The following is a 23,906-nucleotide window of genomic DNA, read 5'->3' on the forward strand; positions in this document are numbered from 1 at the left end:
TCTGCGCCGCACCGCTTCCCAGCGAGCGCGCGACACGATAGGGGCGATGAGAGAGAGGAAGGGCCACCATGTTCACCGGCATTATCACCGACATCGGCACCGTGCGCAGCGTCGAGGAGCGCGGCGACAAGCGGCTCGTGATCGGCTGTTCCTACGACATGGACGGCGTCGAGCTGGGCGCCTCGATCGCCTGTTCGGGCGCCTGCCTGACGGTGGTCGACAAGGGCCCGGACTGGTTCGCGGTCGACGTATCGGGCGAAACGGTGTCGAAGACCGCGCCCGGGTTGTGGCAGGAGGGCGCGCGCTTGAACCTCGAGCGCGCCTTGAAGATGGGCGATGAGCTCGGCGGACATATCGTCACCGGCCATGTCGACGGGCTGGCCGAAGTGGCGGCGAGCGAGGCCGAGGGCGATTCCTTGAAGGTCACGCTGGCGGTACCGCGCGCGCTCGGCAGCGGTATCGCGGCCAAGGGTTCGGTGACGCTCGACGGTGCGAGCCTGACGGTCAACACGGTCGAGGATGCGGATGACGTCACTCGCTTTACGGTCAATCTCATCCCGCACACGGCGCGGCACACGACCTTTGACGACATGCCGGTCGGGCGGCAGCTCAACATGGAAGTCGATGTGTTGGCGCGTTACCTCGAACGCATGCTCGAGGCGCGCAAAGCGACAGGCTAATGTCTGACGCCATGGCTAGACATCACATTTCAATGTGATATTGGGCCGCCATGGCTACAGAACTGCTCGACCGCATCACATCGCTTGTCGACGACGGCAAGATGACCCGCGCCGGCCTCGCCCGTGCTGCCGGTCTCCATCCCAACAGTCTGCGCAAGCTCGGCACCGACGAATGGAATCCGACGGCCGAAACGCTGGCGCGGCTGGAACGCGTCATGGGGCGCGCCGACGTGCTCGCCGATGCCGAGACGATCATCGACGAGGCACGCAACGGGCGGATGTTCATCCTCGTCGACGATGACGATCGCGAGAATGAGGGCGATCTCGTGATCCCTGCGCAAATGGCGACCCCGGCGGCGATCAATTTCATGGCCAAGCATGGACGCGGGCTCATCTGCCTGACGCTCACCAAGGAGCGGGTCGAGCAGTTGGGGCTGGAGCCGATGGCGCGGGTCAATCGCGAAAGCATGCAGACGGCCTTCACCGTGTCGATCGAGGCCAAGCATGGCGTCACCACCGGCATCAGCGCCGCCGACCGCGCGCGCACCATCGCGGTGGCGATCGATGCCAATAACGGGCCTGACGAAATCGTGTCGCCTGGCCATGTCTTCCCGCTGACCGCGCAGCCTGGCGGCGTGCTGGTGCGTGCGGGCCATACCGAGGCGGCGGTCGATGTCGCGCGCCTGGCAGGGCTCAATCCCTCGGGCGTGATCTGCGAGATCATGCGCGAGGACGGGACGATGGCGCGCCTCGACGACCTCATCGACTATGCCGCCGAACATGGGCTGAAGATCGGCACCATCCGCGACCTCATCGCCTATCGGCTGCGCTCGGACCATATGGTCGAACAGGTCGCTGACAGCGGTTTTGCGAGCGCGACAGGGGCGCAGTGGCAGGCGCGCGTGTTCCGCGACAAGGCGTCGGGCGAGGAGCAGCTGGCGCTGGTCCACGGCCAAGTCGATCCCGAAGCGCCGACATTGGTGCGGATGCACAGCCTCGACCTGTTCGCTGACGTGCTCGGCGAGGCGGGCAACCGCTCGGGCCTCCTGAAGGGTGCGATGCGGATGATCGAGGCCGAAGGCCGCGGCGTGATCGTGGCGCTCCATGCCGCCGCGCCGGGGAGCCTCAGCCGCTCGGCCGACCTGCGCTCGGGCAAGCCGGCGGAGAACGGCCCGGCATTACGCGGATATGGCATCGGCGCGCAGATCCTTGCCGCGCTGGGATTGCAGGACATGATCCTGCTGACCAACACCCGCCACGCACCGGTGGCGCTGGACGGCTATGGGCTTCGGATTGTCGAGGAACGCGCCATCGAAACGGGGAGTGAAGACTGATGGGCAAGATCCTGATTGCCGAGGCGCGCTATTACGAGGGTCTCAACAACAAGCTGCTGGCAGGCGTTAAGGCCGCGCTCGAGGACGCCGGGCACAGCCATGAGACGATCACCGTGCCGGGCGCCTTGGAACTACCGGGCGCGATCGCGCTGGCGAGCCAGGCGGACCGCTATGACGGCTATGTCGCGGTCGGCGTCGTCATTCGCGGAGAGACCTATCATTTCGAGATCGTCGCTGGCGAATCCGCGCGCGGGCTGATGGCGTTGACCCTCGAGGGGCTGGCGATTGGCAATGCGATCCTCACCGTCGAGAACCGCGAGCAAGCCGAAGTGCGCGCCGATCCCAAGCAGAAGGACAAGGGCGGCGAGGCGGCCAAGGCCGTGCTGGCGATGATGGAACTCCGCGACCGCTACGCGCAATAGGCGCGCGGCCTAATAGCCCGTCGGCTCCTTGACAGCGATCGGTAGCCACAGCTCGTTGCGGCGCAGCGGGCCGGGGATCGCGGGGCTGTTATAGAAAGCGTAGAGCGGTTCGCCGCTGATCTCGGAATCGCGGTCGCGCAGCCAGCCGCGCAGGGCCAGCTCCTCGGCCTCGAGGTCATAATCGCCCGGCGCGCCGGAGAAGCGGACGACGGCGAAACGCTGGCCCACCACTTCGTCGAGGCGCACACCCGTGGGCGGCGCGGGCAGGCTGCGCGGATCCTCGCCCTCGGGCATGACGAAGCGGACCTTCCAGCGATCCTCGCCGTCCTTCTCCTCGATCACCGGCGCGGTCATCGGGATGGTGTCGCCATCGTGGCTCTTGCCGAAGATATAGTCGGCCAGCGTACGAAAGCCCGAGCGGATCGCGGTGCGGCGGTCGCCATAAGCGGTGGTCTCGGCGACCCAGAAGCCGGGATAGTCGCGGATCTGGAAGCGGCCTTCCTCGTCATGGACGAGATAGTCGGGCTCGGGGGTGGCGCGTTCCTTCATGAGGTAGCGAAGGCCGCCGACGAGCGCGAGCCCGCCGATCGCCGCCGCGCCGCCGATCCATTTCCACTTGTTCGAACGTTGCTGGGTCATGCGGCTGGGGTCTCCTCGAGCTGGGGATAGTCGATGTAGCCCTCGGGGCCACGGGTGTAGAAGGTTTCCGGATCGGGCTGGTTCAGGGGCGCGCGCTCGCGAAAGCGGCGGACGAGATCGGGGTTGGCGATGAAGGGGCGGCCATAAGCGGCGAAATCGGCGATGCCGGCATCGAGCAGTGCCTGCCCCGAACCGCGATCCAGGTCGCTGTTGAGCCCGATCTTGCCCGAATAGACCTTGCGCATGGCGGGGCTGACCCGCGGATGGGCGGCCTCGACGAACGAGCTTTCCTGTCCCGGTTCGCGCATTTCGATCCATGGTACGCCAAGCTCTTCGAGGATGCTCGCGACGGTGGTGAAGGTGGCTTCGGGATCGCTGTCGTCGACCCCGTTGACCTCGCCGATGGGCGAGAGGCGAATGGCGGTGCGACCGAAGCCGATCTCGTCGCCGATCGCGGCCATGATTTCGCGCATGAAGCGGGCGCGATTTTCCGCGCTGCCGCCATAGTCATCGGTGCGGTGGTTGGAGGAATCGCGCAGGAATTGGTCGATCAGATAGCCATTGGCGCCATGCACCTGGACGCCGTCGAAGCCCGCGCGAATGGCGTTGCGCGAGGCGGTGACATAGTCGCCGATGATGCGCTCAATATCCTCATGGGTGGCGGCGCGGGCCTCGACCGGCTCCTTCTTGCCGTCATAGGTGTGGAGGCGGTGGGGGCCGCTGCTGGCGCTGGCACTGACGGGCTGGCCTTCGCCAAGATCGGGGTGGACGAGGCGGCCCATGTGCCAGAGTTGCGCGACAATGCGACCGCCCGCCTGATGCACCGCCTCGGTGACGGGTTTCCAGCCGTCGACCTGCGCGTCGGACCATAGACCCGGCGCATAGGGCCAGCCGAGCCCCTCGCGGCTGATCCCCGTGGCTTCGGAGATGATCAGCCCGGCCTCGGCGCGCTGGCGATAATATTCCACGGCGAGTGGACCATGCACTCCCGCCTTGTCGGCGCGGCCACGGGTCAGCGGCGCCATGACGATGCGGTTCGGGCAGGCGATGTCGCCAAGCGTGATGGGGTCGAACAGGTCGGGCATGGATCTCTTTTCAATGGCTCTGTTGGGCCAATGCACGTGGAGACGCTTGTTTCCGCCTTCAAGGCGTTTCAATGGCGAAATCATGGACCGCCAGATCACGCCCATCCCACTCGTCGCGCTGCTCGTCGGGGCGTCGGCGATGGCGATCGGACCGTGGTTCGTGCGCATGGCCGACGTCGGGCCGATGGCGAGCGCCTTCTGGCGGCTGTCCTTCGGCAGCGCGATGCTGTTCGTTCTGGCCGCCACGCTCGGGCGGCAATTGCGGTTGCCCCGCCGCGGACTGACGGTATTGCTGGTGGTCGCGGGCTTCTTCTTCGCCGCCGATCTCGGCGCGTGGCACGAAGGCATCCTGCTGACCAAGATGGGCAACAGCGTGCTGTTCGGCAATTTCGGCAGCTTCGTCTTTGCCTGCTACGGGCTGTTGCTCGCGCGGGTGTGGCCGCGGACGACGCAGGTCGCCGCGCTGGTGATGGCGGTGGTGGGATCGCTGCTTCTGCTGTCGGGAAGTCTCGATCTCGGGCCCGAGACCTTCTGGGGCGACATCCTCTGCCTCATGGCCGGGCTTTTCTATGCGGGGTATCTCATCGCGGTCGACAAGGCGCGGCCGAGCCTCGACCCGCTGCCACTGCTCGCTTGGATCAGCCTGTTCGCGGCGCTCATGCTGCTGCCGGTGGCGGCTTCCACGCCCGAGGCGCTGGTGCCGACCAACTGGGGCCCGGTGCTCATGCTGGCGCTGTCGAGCCAGGTCGTGGGGCAGGGGCTGCTCGTCTATGCCATCGGGCGATTGCCGCCGCTGGTCGTCGGCCTCGGGCTCCTCACGCAGCCCGCGGTTGCGGGGGTGGTGGGCTGGATCGTGTATGGCGAAGTGTTCACGATCAAGGATTGGGCGGGCGCGGTGATGATCGGCGCGGCGCTGGTGCTGGTGCGCTTGCGCCGGCGCGTGCCAGCGGCCACATGAAGGCCATGGCCGATCCGACCCCGCTCGATGCGACTCGCCTCAAACTCGCCCCCGCCGTGGCGGAAAATGCCGTGTTCGACGGTTGGACGATGGAGGCGGTTGATCTTGCCGCCGACCAGCTGGGGATCGACCGCGACGTGGCGCGGCTGGCCTGGCCCAAGGATCCGGGCGAGATGGTCGCGGCGTGGATCGAGAGCATCGACGTGGCCATGGTCGCCGCCTTCCCACCCGAAAAAATCGATCCATTGAAAATCCGCGACAAGATCCGCGCGCTCATCTGGTTCCGACTGGAAGCGGCCGGACCGGCGCGCGAGGCGGTGCGCACGGGATTGTCGATCTTGTCGCTGCCGCAGAACCTCGCCTTGTCGGCCAAGACCGCGTGGCGCAGCGCCGATGCGATGTGGCGTCTCGCGGGCGATACCGCGACCGATTACAATCACTATACCAAGCGCGCGATCCTGACCGGCGTCTATGGCGCCACGCTCTATGCCTGGCTCGACGATGACAGCGAGGGTTGGGCCGACACCGCGGCCTTCCTCGACCGACGCATCGACGATGTCATGCAGTTCGAAAAATGGAAGGCCAAGTGGACCGGCGGGTCCGAACGGCGCTTCTCGATGAGCCGCTTCCTCGGGCGGCTGCGTTACCCGCCCAGCGCCTGACGCGCGAAAAGGGTGGAAGTCGCCTCTCGAAATTGATAATCAGTCGCAATAATGACTGGAAACGCTGCGAATCCCCTGACTCTCGACCGGCTGCCGCTGGGCGCTTCCGCGACCGTCGCGACCATTGACTGGGAAGCGCTGGCGGCGCGCGATGCGACGCGATTGAAGCATTTCGGCTTCGATGAGGGAGTGCTGGTGACGAAGCTCCATCGCGGGCCCTTCGGGGCCGATCCGGTCGCGGTCCGAGTCGGGCGCATGACGGTGGCGATCAGCCGCGCCCATGCCCATGCGATCCACTTGATCGCCGCCGACAAAGCGACCGCCGCCGCGTGAACCGTCCCCCGCTGATCGCCGTCGCCGGTAACCCCAATGCCGGTAAGAGCGCGCTGTTCAACGCCCTCACGGGTGCGCGCCAGAAGATCGCCAATTATCCGGGCGTCACGGTTGAGCGCCACGTCGGCAAGCTGACGCTGCCCGATGGCGCGCCCGCCGAAATCGTCGACTTGCCGGGGGCCTATGGCCTCGACGCGGCGAGCCCCGATGAAATGGTGACGCGCAGCGTACTGCTGGGCGAGGGCGATTACGAGCGGCTGCCCGATGCGCTGCTGATCGTCCTCGACGCGGCCAATCTCGACAATCACCTCAAGTTCGCGCTGCAGCTGATCGAGCTCAAGATGCCGACAGTGGTGGCCTTGAACATGCTCGACCTCGCCAAGCGCGACGGGCTCGAACTCGATGCCAAGATACTCGAGGCCGAGCTGGGCGTGCCGGTGATCGAGACGGTCGCGGTCCGCCGCCGCGGGATCGACGCGGTGCGCGAGGCGCTCGCCAAGGCGACCTCGACGCCCCACGGGCTTCCCGATGCTGAAGCGCCGTCGCAGGACGGCCTGTCGCTCCAGCGCCGGGCGCGCGACATCGCGACCAGGGCGATCGTATCGGAAACCGCCTCGCGCGCGCTGACGCACCGGCTCGACGGGGTACTCCTGCATCCGGTCGGCGGCCCGATCATCCTCGCCGCGCTGCTGTTCGTCATGTTCCAGGCCGTGTTCGCCTGGGCCGCGCCGCCCGCCGACTTCCTCGAAGGGTTGGCGATCGGCGCGGGCAATGCGGTCGGCGGCGTGCTGCCCGAGGGCAGCTGGCTGCAATCGCTCGTGGTCGACGGACTGTTCGCGGGGGTGGGGGCGGTGATCGTCTTCCTCCCGCAGATCCTCATTCTCTTCCTTTTCATCCTGCTGCTCGAAAGCTCGGGATATATGACCCGCGCGGCCTTCATCATGGACCGGCTGATGCGGCATGCGGGATTGAATGGCGCGGCGTTCATCCCGCTCTTGTCGAGCTTCGCCTGCGCGGTGCCGGGAATCATGGCGACGCGCACGATCGATGATCCCAAGGACCGGCTGGTGACGATCCTCATCGCGCCGCTGATGACCTGTTCGGCTCGGCTTCCGGTCTATACGCTGATCATCGCCGCCTTCATCCCCAACTTGACCGTGCTGCCCGGCGTGGGTCTGCAAGGTCTGGTGCTGTTCGGCCTTTATGTCGCGGGCATCCTCGGCGCGGTGGTGCTGGGCTCGCTCATCCGGTCGAAGGTGGTGAAGGGCGGCGGCGCGGCCTTCATGATGGAAATGCCCAAATATCAGCTGCCGCGGCTGGGCGATGTCGCGATCGGCCTGTGGCAGCGGGCGTGGATCTTCCTCAAGCGCGCAGGGACGATCATCGCGGCCGCAACGGTGATCCTGTGGGCGCTGGCCTCCTATCCCAAGGCGGGGCCGGGCGAGTTGCAATCCGAAGTCTCCATCGCCGGCAAGATCGGCGATGCCATCCATGTCGTGGTCGAACCGATCGGCTTCAATCGCGACGTGTCGATGGCGCTCCTGCCCGCGATGGCGGCGCGTGAAGTGGCAGTAGCCGCGATCGGCACCGTCTATGCGCTCGATGCCGAGGACGAGGAAGGACTGGAAACGCTGGAGAAGCGCATCGCCGGGCGCTGGAGCCTGGCCACCGCATTGGCCTTCCTCGCCTGGTTCGTTTTCGCACCGCAGTGCATCAGCACCATCGCGGTGACGCGGCGCGAGACCAACGGCTGGAAATGGCCCGCCTTTATGACCGCCTACCTCTTTGTCGTCGCCTACCTTGCGGCAGGCGCGACCTATTGGACGGCGGTGGCGTTCGGTTTGGGCTAGAAGCTGCCGGTCAGCGTGATCGCGACGATGCGCCCATAGCCACGTTTTCGCGTCTCGACATAGTCGATCGGCCCGTCGCGGCGATCAACGTAGACGATGCGCTCATAGTCGTCGCGATTGTCGAGCAAATTCCATAGCCCGACCGTGGCCTGCATCCCGAACACGTCCTTGTGCTGGACCCACATTTCGAGGTCGGGGCGCGGCTTGTCCGAGCGCCCTTGCTGGTCGAGACGGTAATTATAGCCGAACTCGAACCAGTTGATCGAACCGCCCCAGGCCAGCTGGCTGTCGGGAATGTCGTGGCGCAACGACAGGCGGACATGCTCGAACTCGTTGCCGTTCAATTCGCGGCGGGTCAGCAGCAGCGGATCGACGAAGCTGGAATCGCCGCGGTGCGCGTGGATATCGAGCCGCGCGCCCTTCACCCCGAGCGGCGCAAATAGCAGTGTGCCGTCGAGCCCGTAGACGATGGCGGAGGCGTTGCCCGCATTGCCGAGCGCTTCCTCGGTAGGGCTGATGGGAATGGACTCGATTACATTCTCGATGCGGTCGAGTTGGACATAGGGGGTGATATTGCCCCACGCGCCGAGCTTGGTGACCGCCTCGAGACGGCCGCGCCAGCGTTCCTGCGGCACGATGCTGTTGTTGCTTTCGCGATCGCTGCCGTCGACCACGTCGACCGCGGCGAGGAAGCTGAAGAAGTTGAGCTGGTCGACGATGCGTTCGACCTTGGCATTGACGGTGAGGTCAGGGCTCTGGCGCCAGCTCATGGCCGCCGAGCCTTTGGGCCGGAAATAGGCGCGCGAGTCGACGCCGGTCGCGCTGATGCGGCTATATTCGGCGCCGCCATTGAGCTGGAGCGAGAGCGCGTCCGACAAGGGGCGCGAGAGGCTGAGGATGGCTTCGCTGCGTAGTTCCTCGATATCGTTGCCAGGCAGATCGGTGCGGACCGTGTCGAGCGTGTCGAACACGTCGAGCGTGGCGCTCGAGCCGAGGCTGTTATAGGCCCCCTCGAGACTGACTTCCCAGTCGGCCGAGCCGCGTTTCCAGCCATATTCGCCGCGCAGGATGCTCTCGTTTTCATCGACCACCTGCTCGTAGCGGCTGCCGCCCTCGCCGATGACGCGAAAGTCGCTGTAGGTCGGCGAATGTTCGTTGCGCTGGAGCGCGATCAGGCGCAGGCGCCCGCCGCCGAGGTCGAAGGCATAATCGCCGCCGAGCTCGAGGTTCCATTCGTCCTCGCCGCTGCGATAACGCTCCTCGAACGGTTCCTCTCCGACCGGGGAGACGAGGCCATCGGTCTTGTTGCGCGCAAAATAGAGTTCGCCCGCGCCATTGAGATTGAGCTCGTTGCCGTTGGCGAAGGTCTTGGAATAGCTGCCCGCGATGCGCGGGCGGTCACCATCGAAGCGACCCAGTTCGTCGCGTACGAGGAGAAGGTCACCGTCCGCGCTGATGACGGTTTCGGGGCCCCAATTACCCGATCGATAACTGTTGTTGCTAAGGCTCAGCGACCAGTTTGTCGTCAGGCTGCCGCCCGACAGGTTGACGCTGCCATCGAGAAAGGTGTCCTCGATGCGGGGGCGGATCTGCGCCTGGTAGCGCCACGTGCCGCTGATCGTCGTGGCGTCGTAGACGATATTGGCGACCTCGCCCGACAGGCCGGGAACGTCGAGCGTGGCGCCGTCGAGGATTTCGATGCGGCTGACCTTGCGCGCGTCGATGCGCTGCAGCGTGGTGATGGCATCGTTCGACTTGCCTGCGACGCGTTCGCCGTTGAGGAGGATGTTCTGGCTCGCCTGCCCGAGGCCGCGATTGCCCTGGTTGCCGCCATCGACCGAGAAACCCGGGATTCGATTGACCATGTCGAGCGCGGTCTGGGGCGCATATTGGGCAAGATCGGCGAGGGTGTAGACCCGCGCATCGCGCGCCGAGGCGTTGTCGGTGATGAGGCTACCCTCGATCGTGCTGGCTTCTTCGAGGCGCGCGTCGGCAGCGGATTCGGCGGCGCTGGCCGGGGCAGCGAGCGGGGCGAGCAATAGCGGGAGCAACGACACGGTGGCGGCGAAGCGGGTCATGATGGTCCTTGGCAATACGAGCCGGCGAAGCGGCGGTTACAACTGTCGACGAGCGCTCTGACCGGCACCGCAACGAATGCCTAGCGCTGTTCGACGAACGGAGTCTCGGGGCGGTTGGACGGACGAATGGACGGCGGATGATGGACAGTCGCGTGGCCGCACTCTATCGCTCGGATAACGACTGAAAGTTTAGCGGAGAATGACGACATGGCGGGCGTGAACAAGGTGATCCTGGTGGGCAATCTGGGGGCGGACCCCGAGGCGCGCTCGCTCAACAACGGCGGCGAGGTGGTGAACCTGCGCGTCGCCACCAGCGAGACGTGGAAGGATCGCGACGGCAACCGCCAGGAGCGGACCGAATGGCACCAAGTGGTTATCTGGAACGAAAATCTCGGCCGTGTCGCCAAGAATTACCTGCGCAAGGGGTCGAAGGTCTATCTCGAAGGCCAGCTGCAGACCCGCAAGTGGCAGGACCAGAATGGCGCCGACCGTTACTCGACCGAAGTGGTGCTGCAGCGTTATCGCGGCGAACTGGTGCTGCTCGACAGCCGCGAAGGCGGTGGTGGCGGCGGCGGTGGCGGCTATGGCGGGAGCCAGGGCGGCTATGGTGGCGGCCAGGGCGGCGGCGGCAGTGCCCCGCAGCAGCGCCCGCAGCCGGCGAGCTTCGACAATGACCTCGACGACGACGTGCCCTTTTAGGGTCTAGTCGTCCTTGCCGCCGGCCTCGAGTTTCTTCTTGAGGTCGGCGAGCGCCCCGAAGGCGCCGGCTTCCTCTTCGGACAATACCCCCGCCGCGCGCAGCCGCGTGTCGGCATCCTCCACCCGCGGATAGGGGTCGAGCGACAAGGCGAGCGTGTCGATGAGCGCATCGCCCAGCGCGATTTCGCGCCCGTCGTGGAAGATGGTGTCGAGATCATCGACGCCGAGTTCGATCTCGGCATCTTCTTCATGCTCTGGCTGGGGGGCGAAGAGCAGCGAGAAAGGCTCCTCGATCGTCTCGGGCACGGGATCGCCGGTGGCGACGCAACTGTGCGTGACACTGGCTGCCAAGGTACCGTTGACGGTGACGGCCTGCCCCTCGTGCTGGAGCGTCGCGTCGATGGTGAAGCGCTCGACCGATTGCAGCCGCAGCCGCGCGGCGACGTCGGCGCGCTCAGGCTCGTCGAGGTTGATGGCGATGGTCTCGCCGTCCTTCAGCGTGGCAAGCGGGACGCTGACCAAATGGTCGATCACAAATCACCTCGTAGGAGCAGTTGGTCGCTTTCGCCCTCGATGCGTTCGGCAAAGCGGCGCAGCTGTTCGGAGACATAGGTCAGCGCGGCCTCGTCGGGTTCGGCATCGCGAAAGATGCTCCACCGTGCGGCCTCGCGCCATTGGTCGGCGCTGCCTTCGGCTTCCTCGGCGAAACGCCAGCGGTCGACCCGGGCGGCAAGCGCGCCGACCATCGAGCGCACCTGCTTGCCGAGCCCGGCATCGAAGCCTTCTTCGCGCATCTGCGCGTCCATGTCGGCGATAAAGGCCTCGGTCAGCGCGACCGACCCGCGCACCGCTTCTTCCTCGCCGCGCTCGAGCCGCAACACGGTCAGCGCGATCAGTGTCGAGAGGATGCCGAAGCGCCCGTCGACGTCGTCGGCGACCTTGCCCTCGACATACCAATGCTTGTCGCGCGCCTGCGCCACGATGGCGGCATAGAGCGAGGCGGCCTCGGCGCCGGGCGGGGGACGCAGCCATGAAAAGAGCTTGCGCATGGGCTTTCTCCTGATCGCGCCTTCGGCAAGCAAGGGTTCAGCCTTTTCCTTGCAAGCAGGCAGTGAGAGCCGCATAGTCCGGCCCGATAGCGCCCGGCAAGGGCCAGCGACCTTTACGAATCGGAAGATTGAACATGCGTGTACGCCACCTGATGGCCCTAACGGCCCTGACCACCGCGCTCGCCGGCTGCGCGGGCATCCGCAGCGACCAGGGCTATGTCTACAACCAAGAACTGTCCGAGGCGATCGCGCCGGGCATCGACAATCGCGAATCGGTCAAGGCCACGCTGGGCACGCCGAGCTTCGTCGGCCAGTTCGACGACAAGCAATGGTATTATGTCGCGCGCCGCACCGATCGCTTCGCCTTTCGCCAGCCTCGCATAACCGACCAGCGCGTCATCCTCGTCACCTTCGACGAGCGCGGCGATGTCGCCTCGGTCACCGAAACCGGTCCCGAACTGGCCGTGAACATCGATCCGTCGAACGACGAGACCCCGACGCTCGGCCGTGAGAAGAGCTTCTTCGAGGAAATCTTCGGCAACATCGGCTCGGTCAATCAGACCGGCGGGCTCGTCGGCAACGGGCAGCCGCAGCAGTAAGCGAGACGTGGCGAGGGGTCCGGTATCGGGCGCCCTTGCCGCCTCTTGTCACGCGGGCTAGGCCGTCTTCCATGACCGCCATTCCCGACGACCAGACCTATGGCGACTATCTGTCGCTTCCCCAGCTTCTCGGCGCGCAGCATCCGCATAGCGACGTGCATGACGAAATGCTGTTCATCGTCCTTCACCAGACGATGGAACTGTGGCTAAAGCAGATCCTGTTCGAGGTGGATTACGCGTGCGAGGAATTGCGCGCGGACAAGTTCCTGTTCGTCCACAAGGCGCTGAGCCGAGTCAGCCGGATACAGGGCGTGATGACGATGAGCTGGGACATCCTGTCCACGCTCACCCCATCGGATTACATGAAATTCCGCCACCATTTCGGCTCTGCATCGGGGTTCCAGTCGGCGCAGTTCCGCTGCGTCGAATATCGGCTCGGGATCAAGGACCCGCGCTTTCTCAAGAATTACGAACCGGGTAGCGGCGAGCATGAACTGCTGACCGCTGCTCTGGAGGCGCCGAGCGTGTGGGACGAGGCCAATGCAGCGCTGGCACGCGCGGGCTTCGATATTGCCGACGCGGACGCGATCCGGGCGAGCTGGAAGACGGTGTACGAGCAAACCGAGACCTATCCCGAACTGTATGGCCTCGCGGAAAAGCTGGTCGACCTCGACGATGCGCTGGCGACCTGGCGACACAAGCATGTCGTGACGGTCGAGCGGGTCATCGGCGGCCGCAAGGGCACCGGCGGCTCGGCGGGCGCGGCCTATCTGAAATCGACACTCGACAAGCGCGCCTTCCCCGCCCTGTGGGAATTGCGGTCCGAACTATGAGCTACAAGCGGCTGTTCTCGAAGAGTCTCGAGGCCGATCCCGATCGGCTGCATATCGCGGCGCACAGCCACCATTTGTGGCCCGACGCGAGCCGGGTCGGGCAAATGCGCTGCTGGGACGATGCCGCCGCGCTCGCCGATCACAAGTGGGACAAGGTGATGGGCGAGGTGTGGCCCGAGGCTGCCGCCAATGTCGCCGCCGAACTCGGCATGGGCAACGACCAGTGGCGAAGGATCGTCTTCGCCGGCAACACGCATGATTTCATCATCCGCCTCGCCGCCGCCTGTCCGCGCCGCGCTGGCGGACCGCTGCGTATTCTTACCAGCGACGGCGAATTCCACTCGGCACGGCGCCAGTTCGCGCGCTGGGTCGAGGCGGGGGAGATCACGCTGGAGACGGTCGCGGTCGACCCGTTCGACAGCTTTGCCGAGCGCTTCACCGCGAGGGCCGCCGAGGGCGCGCACGATCTCGTCATGGTCAGCCAGGTCCTGTTTGGGTCGGGGCGGGTGGTCGCGCCGCTCGATGCGCTGGTCGAGCTGGGCCAGCCCGAGGGGTCGTGGGTGGTGATCGACGGCTATCACAGCTTCATGGCATTTGAAGCGCCCTTCCCGCGCGGCTGGAGCGACAAGGCCTTCTTCCTTGGCGGCGGCTACAAATATGCGATGGCGGGGGAGGGCATGGGCTTCATGTGCTGCCCCCCGGGCTTCGGACCGCGCCCGCCGCTGACCGGCTGGTTCGCCGAGTTCGAGGACCTCACCCTGCCGCCGGGGATGGTGGGCTATGCCGAGGACGCGATGCGCTTCATGGGGGCGACCTTCGACCCGAGCGCGCTTTACCGCTGGAATGCGATCAAGGGGATGCTGATCGCCGAAGGGCTCGATACGGCCACCATCAACGCGCATGTCGCGGCCCTGCAAGAACAGGCGGTCGAGGCGCTGGCGGGCACGGTGCTGGGCGAGGCCGAACTGCTCAATCCGATCGATGGCGGGCCGCATGCGCGCTTTCTCGCTTATCGTCACGAACGGGCGGCGGATTGGTGCGCGGCACTGAAGGCCGAGGGTTGCGTCACCGACGTGCGCGGCGAGGTGATCCGCTTCGGCTTCGGCCTTTATCATGATGCGCGCGATGTCGACGCGCTCGCGGCGCTAGCGAAGACGCTCTAGCGCAGGCCCTTGGCCAACAGGCGGTTGGCGGCGGCGGCGACTTCGGCAGGGTCCTCGTCGCCCCAGACGGCGAAGCGCAGCCCGAGAAAGACGTTCATTCCCATCAGCGCCCAGGCGCGCACCTCGGCATCCAAGTCGCTGTCCGGCGCGGCGAGGTCGGGGCTGGCATCGAGCCGGTCGCGCATGCGCGCGGCGGTGGTGCGATAATGGCGCTCGAAGCCCGCGGGATCGACGAATTCGGCTTCATCGATGATGCGGTAGACCTCGGCCTGCTCGCGCGCGAAACGAAGGAAGGCGGCAAGCGCGGCCTCCTCGCGCGGTAGCGCCGCATCGACCTCGGCAATGGCGGGACCGACCGCTTGCGCGACCCGCGCCGACATGTCCTCGACCAGCGCCGCGAACACTTCCTCCTTGGAATCGAAGTAGGTGTAGAAGGTGCCGAGCGCGACCTTGGCGCGGCCGGTGATCGAGACGATCGAGGTGTCGGCGAACCCGACGCGGCCGAATTCGACCCGCGCGGCATCGAGGATCCGCGCCCGGGTCGCTTCACCCCTACGAGTGCGCGGCGCCTTCGAGCTGGCCTTGGAGTCAGTTCCGTCGGCGTGCCGGTCGCTCATCTGCTTCCTCTCCCCCATGAGCCGATCATTATCCGAAGTTGAAAGTTGGTTCAACTTTCATTATTGGCGATTGCAAGGGGGAGCATGGTCAGGATGCATCCCCGTCACATCAGGGGAGGAACCCATGCACTCGATCACCCGCCGTCTCGGCGTTTCCGTTTCGTGTCTCGCGCTCGCCGCGCTCTTGCCGCAGGTCGCCTCGGCCCAGTCCGCGACCGATCCCGAAAGCGCGTCTCAGCAGCCCGGTGAACCCGCCGCGACCACTGCATTGAACGCCGAAGGGCAGGATAATGCGAACGATGTGATCGTCGTCACCGCGCGCCGCCAGGCCGAAGCGCTGACCGTCGTGCCGCTGTCGATCTCGGCCTTCAACGAGCGCGCGCTCGATCGCCTCCAGGCGAGCGACACGACGGGGCTGCAGGGCGCGGTGCCCAACCTCAACATCGTGCAGGGACGCGGCTCGTCCAACGCCACCAACATCTTCATCCGCGGCATCGGCCAGCCTGACGCGCTGCAGACCTTCGACCCCGCGGTCGGGGTCTATGTCGACGACGTCTACATGAGCCGCATTCGTGGCACCCAGCTCGACCTGCTCGACCTTGAACGGGTCGAGGTGCTGCGCGGGCCGCAGGGCACGCTTTATGGCAAGAATACCATCGGCGGCGCGTTGAAGCTCGTCACCCGTCGCCCCGGCGACACGCTGCGCGGGGCCGCCTCGCTGGCGATCGGCAGCTATGAGAAGGTCGAAGTGAAGGGCAGCGTCTCGGGCCCTATCGGCGACGGGGTCGCGGCGGGGCTGGCGGCGATGCAGTCGCACCGCAACGGCTATGTCGAGGACGAGGTGCTCGACCGTGATTATAACGACAAGCACACGACCGCGCTGCGCGGCACGCTGGCCTTCGATGCGGGCGCCGACACGCGCATCGACCTTGCCGCCGATTATACCATGGACCGCGCCGCGATGACGGTCGGCCAGCCGATCAATCCGCTGACCGACCTGTTCGGCGGGCCGCTGCTCGATCGACCGGAAAATCCCGATTCCGACGACTATGACTTCACCGGGCGCACCACGCCCACCCTGCCCAATTCGACCGAACTCGATCATTGGGGGCTGAGCGCCATCGTCGCGCACGACCTCTCGCCCACGCTCTCGCTCAAGTCGATCACCGCTTATCGCAACCTCGATACCGACGACTATATCGACATCGACGCAACCGAAGTGGAGACGGGCGACGTGTTCGTCGGCGTCGACCAGAGCCAATTCAGCGAGGAGCTGCAGCTGCTGCTCGACGGCGAAACGCTGAGCGGCGTCTTCGGTCTCTATTATCTCGCCGAGAATGTCAGCTCGCATCAGGAGGCCTATGCCGACGATCTCGTCGGACCGGTGTTGGGCAATCCGACCTTCCTGCGCACCATCGACGATGATCTCGAGACGCGAAGCTATGCCGCCTACGGCAATGTCACCGTCGCGCTGACCGAAATGCTCAACCTGTCGGCGGGCCTGCGCTATACCCACGAGAACAAGGATTATTTCCGTACCACCTCGACCTTCTCCTCGAGCCCGCTGCTGACCAGCCTCGCGCCGTTCGAATATGAGCCCGAGGATAGCTGGGGCGACCTGTCGCCGATGGCCAGCATCGACTTTTCGCCGAGCGAGGATAGCCTCGTCTATGCGCGCGTCGCCAAGGGCTTCAAGTCAGGCGGGTTCAACGGGCGCGCCAATAATCCCAGCGAGACCCGCGCTTATGATCCCGAGACGGTCTGGTCCTACGAGGTTGGCGCCAAGGCGCGCGTCGCCGACATGCTCGATGTCGCGGTGGCGGTCTTCCATAACGACTATACCGACTTCCAGGCGCGCGTCGCGGGCCTGTCCGAAGTCGACGGCATTCCCGAGCCGAGCCTCGCGGTCCTCAACGCTGGCGAGCTGACCATTCGCGGCGCCGAGCTCGAACTGGCGCTGGAGCCGGTCGAGGCGCTGCGCCTCGATGCGCAGATCGGCTATCTCGACGCCGAATATGGCGAGTTCGCCGACGATCGCTATCCGAACGGCGACCGCAGCTTCCAGATGCCCGCCTTCGCGCCCGATTGGACGGCGCGCTTCGGCGCCCAATATAGCGCTGACCTCGGCGCCTCGGGGACGCTGACCTTCGGCGGACAGACGCGCTACAAGGGGGAGCATGCGTTGGCGGTCGACAACACCTATCTCGGCACCGACGAGGTGATCGAGGGGCTGATCCAGGAAGGCTATTGGCTGTCCGATGCTCGGATCGTGTGGGAGAATGGGGCAGGCGACTGGTCGATCGGCCTCTATGGCAACAATCTCACCGACGAGCGCTACAAGACCGACGGGCAGGAATTCAGCTCGATCGGCAACATACGAACCGTCTATTACGGCGCGCCGCGCACCTTCGAGGTGAAGCTCGGCTATCGCTACTAGAACGGCAAGAGCGGAGCGCCGCTCGCCTTTTGCCCCCTAGGCAAAGGGCGGGCGGCCCCGCTAGCTACCTTCCATGGCCAGCACCCCTACCACCACTGCCCCGGCAGCGCGCAGCCCGAACGCCAATGTCGTCCTCGGCATGCTGCTCTTCGCTTATATCCTCAACTTCCTCGACCGGCAGATCCTCGGTATCCTCGCCCAGCCGATCAAGGAGGATTTGGGGCTTTCGGACGCGCAATTTGGCGCCATCGGCGGGCTGGCGTTCGCGCTTCTGTACAGCTTCTTCGGCGTGCCGCTGGCGATGCTCGCCGACCGCACCAGCCGCTCGGGCGTCATCGCGGGCGCCGTGGCGGTCTGGTCGGGCTTCACCGCTTTGTGCGGCACCGCGACCAGCTTCATGCAGCTTTTCCTCCTGCGCCTCGGGGTTGGCGTTGGCGAAGCGGGCGGCGTGGCGCCATCCTATGCGCTCATCGCCGACTATTTCCCACCGCAGCGGCGCGCCCGCGCGCTCGCCATCTTCTCGCTCGGCGTGCCCATCGGGCTTGGCGCGGGGACCGTGCTCGGCGCCTATATCGCCGAATATATCAACTGGCGCGTCGCCTTCATCGCCATGGGGGTGGTGGGCATCCTCTTCGCGCCAATTTTCAAGCTGGTGGTCAAGGACAGGCCGCGCACGATGGGGTCGCCGCAGCGCCTTGCCGACCTGTTCGCGGTGTTCCCGCTGATCGGGAAGAAGCGGAGCTTCTGGCTGCTCGCCTTCGGCGCCTCTCTGTCCAGCCTGTGCGGCTACGGCCTCGCCATCTGGATCCCAAGCGTGCTCATCCGCAGCTTCGACATGAGCCTCATCGGCGCGGGCCAGTTCATGGGCTCGCTGCTGCTCCTCGGCGGCACGATTGGCGTGTTCATGGGCGGCTGGCTCGCCGACCGGCTCGGGACGCGCGACCGCCGCTGGTACGCCTGGCTGCCGATGATCGCCTGGCTGATCACCGCACCGCTCTATGCACTGGGTCTCCTCAGCGAGAGCCTCTGGCTGGTCTGGGCGCTGCTGCTCATTCCCAATGCGCTCAACATCCTGTGGCTGGGCCCGGTCACGACCGCGATCCAGCATATCGTGACGCCGCCCATGCGCGCCACCGCGAGCGGGGCGTTCCTCCTCATCAACAACCTTATCGGCCTGGGCGTCGGACCGCTGCTCATCGGCGGCATCTCGGACGCGCTGCGCGAAACCTATGGGGCCGACAGCCTGCGCTATGCCGCGCTGGCGGTCCTCGGCGTCTATTTTTTCGCCGCGCTTTTGATGTGGTTCGCCGCACGCCGCCTCCCCAATGACTGGGTCGAGGAAGCGCCAGCGTGCTGAGCGATCGGGAACGTCAAACCGCCTTTCGTCGTTCTGTCCGGCGAAGGAGATTTGACATGCGTAACATTCTTTGCGGTGTGGCCGCGGCAGCGCTGGCGGTAAGCCTGCCCGCCGTCGCCACCGCCCAGCCCGAGGGCAAGGGCAAGCCCGAAAAGGCCGAACGCGGTGGCAAGCCCGATCGCCAGCAAGCGCGCGGCAACGGCAATGGCCGCGGCAACGGCAATGCCGATCGACGCGGTCCGCAACGCCAGGAAGCGCGCGGTAATCAGGATCGTGGCAATCGCGGCAATGGCAACGACCGTGTCCGCGTCGCCCGCGACAATGATGACCGCCGTGGGCCGCCCATGCGCGCCAATAACGGGCGCGGCAACGATCGGGTCGTGGTGCGCGACGTCGAACGCCGAGTCGCCCGTCGAGGCGATGACCGCGACATCTTCGATTATCGCCGGAGCGACTATCGTTATGGCAGCGGCCAGGGAATGATCGACGGCTGCCCCCCGGGGCTGGCGAAGAAGAACAATGGCTGTCTCCCGCCGGGCCAGGCCAAGAAGATGTACGGCCAGCGCGTCCCGACCGACTATGCCGAGCGTCGCCTGTCGGGCGTCCTGTCCGACTGGTTCGGGCGCGATGATCGTTACGACTATCGCTATGGCGACGACTATATCTATCGGCTGGGATCGAACGGGCTGATCAACGCCCTCATCCCGCTCTACGATCGCCGCGGATATTATTATCCCGTCGGCACGCGCTATCCGAGCGCCTATGACAGCTACAACCTGCCCTATCAGTATCGCCGCTATTACGACGATCCCTATTATCGCTACGGCGACGGGGCGATCTATAGGGTCGATCCGGAGACCCAGCTCATTCGCTCGGTCGTCTCGCTGCTGACGGGCGACCTCGGCGTGGGCCAGCCGTTGCCCTCGGCCTATTCGGTCTACAACGTGCCTTATGCCTATCGCGAGACCTACTATGACAGTCCGCAGAACATGTATCGCTACAGCGACGGCTATATCTATCGTGTCGACCCCACCACCATGCTGATCGCCGAAGCGATCAAGGCGGTGCTCTAATGAAGGTGCTGGTAAAGAGCGCGCTGGTCGCGCTGCCGCTGACGCTCGCGGCCTGTGGCGATACCGGCGCGACCGAGGAACCGGTCAGCCAGGTCGATGCCAATCCCGAAACGCTGGCGGGCGCGATCCCGGCCGACAGCCGCTTCGCCGAGGCGCTCGGCGCGGCGGGGCTCGACAGCCTGTTCGAGGGGCCCGAGCCCTATACGGTGCTCCTGCCCCCCGACAGCGCCTTCCCCGAGACGCTGCCCGAGGACAAGGAAGAGTTGGCTGCGCTGGTGACGCTGCACATCCTGCCGGGCACGATCCTCGGCGAGGATATTGCCGCCGCGCTCGACAAGGCCGAGGGCGGCGAGCTGACCTTGCCCAGCTATGGCGGCAGCGATCTCGTCGTGCGCCGCGATGGGGAAGAACTGACCATCGCGCCGTCGAGCGGCGGTGCGGCCGTGGCGCTGACCCCCGGCGACGGTCCGCTCGAGGATGGCGCAGTCCATCAGGTGGCGGGACTGCTCGGCGCCTGACGGACTGGCGCACGCCGCCTGATAGGTCCGGAACGGGACCAATTGGACGGGTGGCGCGCCCTCTAATGTCCTAAGCCCTTCTCGCGATTGCGGGAATCGGGGGCGTCGCCATCAGACCCGATGGCGCGCCCCCGATCCTCGCCAACCCGCGAGGAGGAAGCATGAAACATGTCCGCCTGCCCACGCCAACGAGCGCTGGAGAATTGCGCGCCGATCCAGTCGAGGCGACGGCGGCATCGGCGGAGATAGCGGCGGCCCTCAAGGGGCTGTCGAAGACAGACCGCGATGATCAACCCGACAGCGCCAAGGCGGGAAAAAAGTCCGATACGGTTACGGACAGCGCCGGGCTGCTGGCCGATACCGACGACAAGGGTGCTGGCAAACAGCCAATTGTCGGGGCGGCGCCTGTCGCAGCGAACACGCCGGCCGATAAGGCCAGCGCGCTCTATCGTCTTCGCGACTTGGCACGATGGCGCCCTGTGGCCGAGCTGCGGCATGCGTTGGACACGCCGCTTATCCCGATGGCGGTGGCCGCGCTCGGCTTGGCGGGCCTCCTGATCGGCCTGGCCGTTCCGCACCCGCTTTCTCCAATATGGATACCGGCCGCAGCGGGACTTTTTCTTTTCGGTGGGGTGCTGGAAATGCTGTCCCTGCACCGCCGCCAGCAGTGCGCGGCAAAGGATCTCGCGGCTAGTCGGCGATTGGTGAAGGCGATTGCCCATCATGCCTCCGCCGCCATCCTGCATTGCGATCCGGCCGGCACACCGGTCTGGGCAAATGCGGCGTGGCGCGACTTCGCCCGGCTGGGACCGGACGAGGCACTCGATGGCATGTGGCTGTCGCGGCTCAACCCCGCCGATGCGGTGCAGTTCGATCTCCTGTGGTCGCGGGTGCAGATCACCAAGGAAGATGCCGAGCTCGAGGTGAGCGCCCCCCATCCGGCGGGAAGCGAGAATTTTGCGCTCTCGATCCATGCGCTGGTCGAAGGACAGCGCTGTATCGGTTTCCTCGTCACGCTCGACGATATCACCTCGCGGCGGCGCAATGCCGAGGCGCTCGAACGATCGGAGCGGCTCTATCGGCTCGTCGCCGAGAATAGCCGCGACATCATTTTGCGGCTCGACCTCGAGGCCAAGGTGCTCTTCGCGTCCTCCGCTGCCGACCGCGTGCTTGGCCATGCACCGGCGGCGCTTTCCGGCCAATCGATCCGCCCGCTGGTACACGGGCACGATTGGCCTGTCTTTACCCATGTCCTGTCGGACTTGCTGATCGGCTCGGAGCCGCCCGAATTGCGGTTCCGGCTTCGCCACGCGGACGGGCGCTGGCGGTGGGTCGAGGCGATGTTCCAGCTGGTCTATGATCGCACCGGTCACCCGCGCGAGATGATCGCGACGCTGCGTGACATCCACCGCCGCCAGCTCACCGAGGACATGATGACCGAAAGCGCGGCCAAGCTGCGCGACACCAACCGGCTGCTCACGCTGGCCGAGGAACTCGCGGGCGTGGCGCATTGGCGCTTTTCCTTTGCCGACGGCGGGTTCGACCATGGCCACCAGCTGTATCGGATGCTCGGCCAGGTGCCCGGCAGGCTGATCGAGGCGCGCACCCTTCTACGCCATCTCGACCCCGCGATGCGGTCGAAACTGTTCAATGCAGTGCGCGAAGCGCGGCGGCGCCGGTCGAGCGTGGAATGTTCGATCCATTTCGCGGTTGGCGAGGACCAACGTCATGCGCGGCTCGCGCTGCAGGCCGAACGCGATACCAAGGGGCAGGTCGTCGGGCTCATCGGGATCACCAGCGACATCACCGAGGAACGCCGGGCGCGGCGCGAGATGATCGACGCCCGCGATGCCGCTCGCGCGGCGGCGAGCGGCAGGGCGCAATTTCTCGCCACCATGAGCCATGAAATCCGCACCCCGATGACGGGCGTGATCGGCATCATCGACCTGCTGCGAGACAATCCCGACGCGCGGGCGCGGGCGGCGCATCTCGAGACGCTGTCCGCAAGCGCACAGCATCTCCTGTCGATCCTCGACGAAATCCTCGACTTCTCGCGCCTCGACGGCGGGCATCTAGAGCTGGCGCAGGCGGATTTCCGGGTGGAGACATTGGTCGCCGAGTTGATTGACCTGTACGCGCCTGGTGCGCGGGCCAAGGGGATCGGGCTTCGTCTCGAGGAGGATATTGGCGCCCCCCTTCCCGCCTGCGGCGACCCGCAGCGGCTGCGCCAGGTACTGTCCAACCTCTTGTCCAACGCCATCAAGTTTACCGAGGCGGGCGAGGTCGTGGTCGAACTGTCGCGACGTTCGCGGATCGACGAGCAGTGCTGGACCATCGCCGTGCGCGACAGCGGAATCGGCATGGCGCCCACCGCCATTCCGGCGCTGTTCGAACCCTTTGCGCAGGCCGATGACAGTCTGTCGCGCCCGCGTTCGGGTACCGGTCTCGGTCTCGCCATCGCACAAAGGATCGCCAAAGTGATGGGCGGTGATATCGCGGTCGAGAGCGCGCCGCGGCAGGGCAGCTGCTTCACCCTGACACTCGCGCTGCCGGTCGGCGAAGAGCCCGCGGTCGCGACCACGCGGGCGAGCGCGGCGCCTTCTCGTCTGCTCGACCTGCTCGTCGCCGAGGACAATGCGGTCAACCAGATGCTGATCCGCACCATGCTGGGCGCGCGCGGACATCGCGTGACCTGCGTCGGCGACGGGCTCGCGGCCGTGGATGCGGTGCGCGGCGGCTATTTCGATGCAGTGGTGATGGACATGCAGATGCCCGAAATGGACGGCATCGCCGCGACGCGGCAAATTCGCGGAATCGAAGGTGCACGAGGAAAGCTGCCGATCATCGCCTTGTCGGCGGACGCCTCGCCCGAGCGGCGCCGCTTCTATGACAATGCAGGGCTCGATGCCTTCCTCACCAAGCCCATCGACCGCGACGCCCTCCTCGCGACGATCGAGACTCTGGTCGGCGCGCGCGATGGTGACAAAGAGGGGGAGGGCTCCCCGCCGCGTGTCGCCGGCGACGTTCCCGGGAAAGCGGCCAAGGCCGACGAGCGAGCTACCGACACGTTGCTCGACCATGACCGGCTCGATGCGTTGGACAGCGCGCTTGGCGCGACGCGGCTCGACAACCTTCTCGGCCTGCTGCGTGTCGAACTCGAGCTGCGCCCGGCGCAGATCGAGCGGGCGATCGAGGCAGGCGACTTCACCAAGCTCGCGAGCGAGGCGCATATCCTGAAGGGGGCCGCTGCCAGCGCAGGGGCCTGCCGCGTCGCCAAGGTAGCGGCGAGGCTCGAGGGGGCGTTGGGCGAAAGAAGCGCGCGGACCTTGCTCGCCGACCTCGATCATGTCGCGGAAGCGACGCTCGGGGCGGTCGAAGAAGAGCGCGCTGCCCGCCAGACGCAGGCCGCCCGTAGCGCCTGACGCCGCCGCCGCGTGATCGCATCCACCGCTGTCCGCGTACCGAGCGCCCGATTGCGCCCCAGTCGTCGAATTCGCGCGTTCGACGGTCGATCACGACG

At 66.1% G+C, this 23,906-nt stretch carries 22 protein-coding genes; 16 read left to right on the plus strand and 6 right to left on the minus strand.

Annotation, left to right across the window (positions count from 1 at the left end; all coding sequences use genetic code 11):
• Positions 1-68 precede the first annotated feature (68 nt).
• Genes NUW51_RS10635 through ribH form a run of 3 tightly spaced genes read left to right on the plus strand, consistent with a single transcriptional unit; the run spans position 69 to position 2,436 of the window.
• The gene (locus NUW51_RS10635) at positions 69-680 is read left to right on the plus strand and encodes a riboflavin synthase (protein WP_265587498.1); all 612 of its coding nucleotides are present in this window, start codon (positions 69-71) and stop codon (positions 678-680) included.
• Positions 681-730: 50 nt separating this feature from the next.
• Entirely contained in the window at positions 731-2,014 is a 1,284-nt protein-coding gene (gene ribB / locus NUW51_RS10640) for a 3,4-dihydroxy-2-butanone-4-phosphate synthase (RefSeq protein WP_265587499.1), read from the plus strand.
• On the plus strand, positions 2,014-2,436 hold the full coding sequence (ribH, locus tag NUW51_RS10645; protein WP_265587500.1) for a 6,7-dimethyl-8-ribityllumazine synthase: 423 nt from the start codon (positions 2,014-2,016) through the stop codon (positions 2,434-2,436). Before ribB ends, ribH begins: the two co-directional genes overlap by 1 nt.
• 9 nt (positions 2,437-2,445) lie before the next feature.
• Here the strand turns inward: ribH and NUW51_RS10650 are convergent, their stop codons facing one another.
• Together NUW51_RS10650 and NUW51_RS10655 are read right to left on the minus strand one after the other, a co-directional pair.
• The gene (locus NUW51_RS10650) at positions 2,446-3,075 is read right to left on the minus strand and encodes an SOUL family heme-binding protein (RefSeq protein WP_265587501.1); all 630 of its coding nucleotides are present in this window, start codon (positions 3,073-3,075) and stop codon (positions 2,446-2,448) included.
• Positions 3,072-4,160, minus strand: coding sequence for an alkene reductase (locus NUW51_RS10655; protein WP_265587502.1), 1,089 nt, complete (start codon positions 4,158-4,160; stop codon positions 3,072-3,074). Before NUW51_RS10655 ends, NUW51_RS10650 begins: the two co-directional genes overlap by 4 nt.
• Before the next feature lie 82 nt (positions 4,161-4,242).
• On the opposite strand from NUW51_RS10655, the gene NUW51_RS10660 reads away from it, so the two are divergent.
• Genes NUW51_RS10660 through feoB form a run of 4 tightly spaced genes read left to right on the plus strand, consistent with a single transcriptional unit; the run spans position 4,243 to position 7,963 of the window.
• Positions 4,243-5,118: a DMT family transporter gene (locus tag NUW51_RS10660; RefSeq protein ID WP_265587503.1), complete on the plus strand. Its 876-nt coding sequence runs from the start codon at positions 4,243-4,245 to the stop codon at positions 5,116-5,118.
• Positions 5,115-5,780, plus strand: coding sequence for a COQ9 family protein (locus tag NUW51_RS10665; RefSeq protein ID WP_265587504.1), 666 nt, complete (start codon positions 5,115-5,117; stop codon positions 5,778-5,780). Before NUW51_RS10660 ends, NUW51_RS10665 begins: the two co-directional genes overlap by 4 nt.
• Positions 5,781-5,831: 51 nt before the next feature.
• Complete coding sequence (locus NUW51_RS10670) at positions 5,832-6,113, plus strand: FeoA family protein (protein WP_265587505.1); 282 nt, start codon at positions 5,832-5,834, stop codon at positions 6,111-6,113.
• A complete protein-coding gene (feoB, locus tag NUW51_RS10675) occupies positions 6,110-7,963 on the plus strand; it encodes a ferrous iron transporter B (protein ID WP_265587506.1) in 1,854 nt (617 codons plus the stop codon). The genes NUW51_RS10670 and feoB overlap by 4 nt, the downstream gene beginning before the upstream one ends.
• Here feoB and NUW51_RS10680 read toward each other — a convergent pair.
• Entirely contained in the window at positions 7,960-10,041 is a 2,082-nt protein-coding gene (locus tag NUW51_RS10680) for a TonB-dependent receptor plug domain-containing protein (protein ID WP_265587507.1), read from the minus strand. The two genes, feoB and NUW51_RS10680, sit on opposite strands and share 4 nt — an antisense overlap.
• A gap of 207 nt (positions 10,042-10,248) precedes the next feature.
• Between NUW51_RS10680 and ssb the strand changes: the two genes are divergently transcribed.
• On the plus strand, positions 10,249-10,740 hold the full coding sequence (ssb, locus tag NUW51_RS10685) for a single-stranded DNA-binding protein (protein WP_265587508.1): 492 nt from the start codon (positions 10,249-10,251) through the stop codon (positions 10,738-10,740).
• Between the two features lie 3 nt (positions 10,741-10,743).
• Here ssb and NUW51_RS10690 read toward each other — a convergent pair whose 3' ends face one another.
• Positions 10,744-11,274: a YceD family protein gene (locus NUW51_RS10690; RefSeq protein ID WP_265587509.1), complete on the minus strand. Its 531-nt coding sequence runs from the start codon at positions 11,272-11,274 to the stop codon at positions 10,744-10,746.
• On the minus strand, positions 11,271-11,789 hold the full coding sequence (locus NUW51_RS10695) for a ubiquinol-cytochrome C chaperone family protein (protein WP_265587510.1): 519 nt from the start codon (positions 11,787-11,789) through the stop codon (positions 11,271-11,273). Before NUW51_RS10695 ends, NUW51_RS10690 begins: the two co-directional genes overlap by 4 nt.
• Positions 11,790-11,923: 134 nt before the next feature.
• Between NUW51_RS10695 and NUW51_RS10700 the strand changes: the two genes are divergently transcribed.
• From NUW51_RS10700 to NUW51_RS10710, 3 genes are all read left to right on the plus strand, one after another.
• Entirely contained in the window at positions 11,924-12,388 is a 465-nt protein-coding gene (locus NUW51_RS10700) for an outer membrane protein assembly factor BamE (RefSeq protein ID WP_265587511.1), read from the plus strand.
• A 71-nt stretch (positions 12,389-12,459) separates the two neighbouring features.
• The gene (locus NUW51_RS10705) at positions 12,460-13,221 is read left to right on the plus strand and encodes a tryptophan 2,3-dioxygenase (protein ID WP_265587512.1); all 762 of its coding nucleotides are present in this window, start codon (positions 12,460-12,462) and stop codon (positions 13,219-13,221) included.
• Positions 13,218-14,384, plus strand: coding sequence for a kynureninase/PvdN C-terminal domain-containing protein (locus NUW51_RS10710; protein WP_265587513.1), 1,167 nt, complete (start codon positions 13,218-13,220; stop codon positions 14,382-14,384). The genes NUW51_RS10705 and NUW51_RS10710 overlap by 4 nt, the downstream gene beginning before the upstream one ends.
• Here the strand turns inward: NUW51_RS10710 and NUW51_RS10715 are convergent.
• Positions 14,381-15,001: a TetR/AcrR family transcriptional regulator gene (locus NUW51_RS10715; protein WP_265587514.1), complete on the minus strand. Its 621-nt coding sequence runs from the start codon at positions 14,999-15,001 to the stop codon at positions 14,381-14,383. The two genes, NUW51_RS10710 and NUW51_RS10715, sit on opposite strands and share 4 nt — an antisense overlap.
• Before the next feature lie 124 nt (positions 15,002-15,125).
• On the opposite strand from NUW51_RS10715, the gene NUW51_RS10720 reads away from it, so the two are divergent.
• The 5 genes from NUW51_RS10720 to NUW51_RS10740 all read left to right on the plus strand — a co-directional run bounded on the left by NUW51_RS10720 (position 15,126) and on the right by NUW51_RS10740 (position 23,808).
• The gene (locus tag NUW51_RS10720) at positions 15,126-17,438 is read left to right on the plus strand and encodes a TonB-dependent receptor (protein WP_265587515.1); all 2,313 of its coding nucleotides are present in this window, start codon (positions 15,126-15,128) and stop codon (positions 17,436-17,438) included.
• 73 nt (positions 17,439-17,511) lie between these two features.
• Positions 17,512-18,795 (plus strand): spinster family MFS transporter, encoded by a 1,284-nt coding sequence (locus NUW51_RS10725; protein ID WP_265587516.1) that lies wholly within the window; start codon positions 17,512-17,514, stop codon positions 18,793-18,795.
• Between the two features lie 56 nt (positions 18,796-18,851).
• The gene (locus NUW51_RS10730; RefSeq protein ID WP_265587517.1) at positions 18,852-19,868 is read left to right on the plus strand and encodes a hypothetical protein; all 1,017 of its coding nucleotides are present in this window, start codon (positions 18,852-18,854) and stop codon (positions 19,866-19,868) included.
• Entirely contained in the window at positions 19,868-20,386 is a 519-nt protein-coding gene (locus tag NUW51_RS10735; protein ID WP_265587518.1) for a fasciclin domain-containing protein, read from the plus strand. Before NUW51_RS10730 ends, NUW51_RS10735 begins: the two co-directional genes overlap by 1 nt.
• A 161-nt stretch (positions 20,387-20,547) precedes the next feature.
• On the plus strand, positions 20,548-23,808 hold the full coding sequence (locus NUW51_RS10740) for an ATP-binding protein (protein ID WP_265587519.1): 3,261 nt from the start codon (positions 20,548-20,550) through the stop codon (positions 23,806-23,808).
• The last annotated feature ends 98 nt before the right edge of the window (positions 23,809-23,906 follow it).

This window comes from Sphingomicrobium arenosum (assembly GCF_026157085.1).
GTDB lineage: Bacteria > Pseudomonadota > Alphaproteobacteria > Sphingomonadales > Sphingomonadaceae > Sphingomicrobium > Sphingomicrobium arenosum.

Excerpts from the sequence above, each read along its gene's own strand:
- NUW51_RS10635 (WP_265587498.1), top strand. The coding sequence starts at position 69 with ATGTTCACCGGCATTATCACCGACATCGGCACCGTGCGCAGCGTCGAG.
- ribB (WP_265587499.1), top strand. The coding sequence starts at position 731 with ATGGCTACAGAACTGCTCGACCGCATCACATCGCTTGTCGACGACGGC.
- ribH (WP_265587500.1), top strand. The coding sequence starts at position 2,014 with ATGGGCAAGATCCTGATTGCCGAGGCGCGCTATTACGAGGGTCTCAAC.
- NUW51_RS10650 (WP_265587501.1), bottom strand. The coding sequence starts at position 3,075 with ATGACCCAGCAACGTTCGAACAAGTGGAAATGGATCGGCGGCGCGGCG.
- NUW51_RS10655 (WP_265587502.1), bottom strand. The coding sequence starts at position 4,160 with ATGCCCGACCTGTTCGACCCCATCACGCTTGGCGACATCGCCTGCCCG.
- NUW51_RS10660 (WP_265587503.1), top strand. The coding sequence starts at position 4,243 with ATGGACCGCCAGATCACGCCCATCCCACTCGTCGCGCTGCTCGTCGGG.
- NUW51_RS10665 (WP_265587504.1), top strand. The coding sequence starts at position 5,115 with ATGAAGGCCATGGCCGATCCGACCCCGCTCGATGCGACTCGCCTCAAA.
- NUW51_RS10670 (WP_265587505.1), top strand. The coding sequence starts at position 5,832 with ATGACTGGAAACGCTGCGAATCCCCTGACTCTCGACCGGCTGCCGCTG.
- NUW51_RS10680 (WP_265587507.1), bottom strand. The coding sequence starts at position 10,041 with ATGACCCGCTTCGCCGCCACCGTGTCGTTGCTCCCGCTATTGCTCGCC.
- ssb (WP_265587508.1), top strand. The coding sequence starts at position 10,249 with ATGGCGGGCGTGAACAAGGTGATCCTGGTGGGCAATCTGGGGGCGGAC.
- NUW51_RS10695 (WP_265587510.1), bottom strand. The coding sequence starts at position 11,789 with ATGCGCAAGCTCTTTTCATGGCTGCGTCCCCCGCCCGGCGCCGAGGCC.
- NUW51_RS10700 (WP_265587511.1), top strand. The coding sequence starts at position 11,924 with ATGCGTGTACGCCACCTGATGGCCCTAACGGCCCTGACCACCGCGCTC.
- NUW51_RS10705 (WP_265587512.1), top strand. The coding sequence starts at position 12,460 with ATGACCGCCATTCCCGACGACCAGACCTATGGCGACTATCTGTCGCTT.
- NUW51_RS10710 (WP_265587513.1), top strand. The coding sequence starts at position 13,218 with ATGAGCTACAAGCGGCTGTTCTCGAAGAGTCTCGAGGCCGATCCCGAT.
- NUW51_RS10715 (WP_265587514.1), bottom strand. The coding sequence starts at position 15,001 with ATGAGCGACCGGCACGCCGACGGAACTGACTCCAAGGCCAGCTCGAAG.
- NUW51_RS10720 (WP_265587515.1), top strand. The coding sequence starts at position 15,126 with ATGCACTCGATCACCCGCCGTCTCGGCGTTTCCGTTTCGTGTCTCGCG.
- NUW51_RS10725 (WP_265587516.1), top strand. The coding sequence starts at position 17,512 with ATGGCCAGCACCCCTACCACCACTGCCCCGGCAGCGCGCAGCCCGAAC.
- NUW51_RS10730 (WP_265587517.1), top strand. The coding sequence starts at position 18,852 with ATGCGTAACATTCTTTGCGGTGTGGCCGCGGCAGCGCTGGCGGTAAGC.
- NUW51_RS10735 (WP_265587518.1), top strand. The coding sequence starts at position 19,868 with ATGAAGGTGCTGGTAAAGAGCGCGCTGGTCGCGCTGCCGCTGACGCTC.
- NUW51_RS10740 (WP_265587519.1), top strand. The coding sequence starts at position 20,548 with ATGAAACATGTCCGCCTGCCCACGCCAACGAGCGCTGGAGAATTGCGC.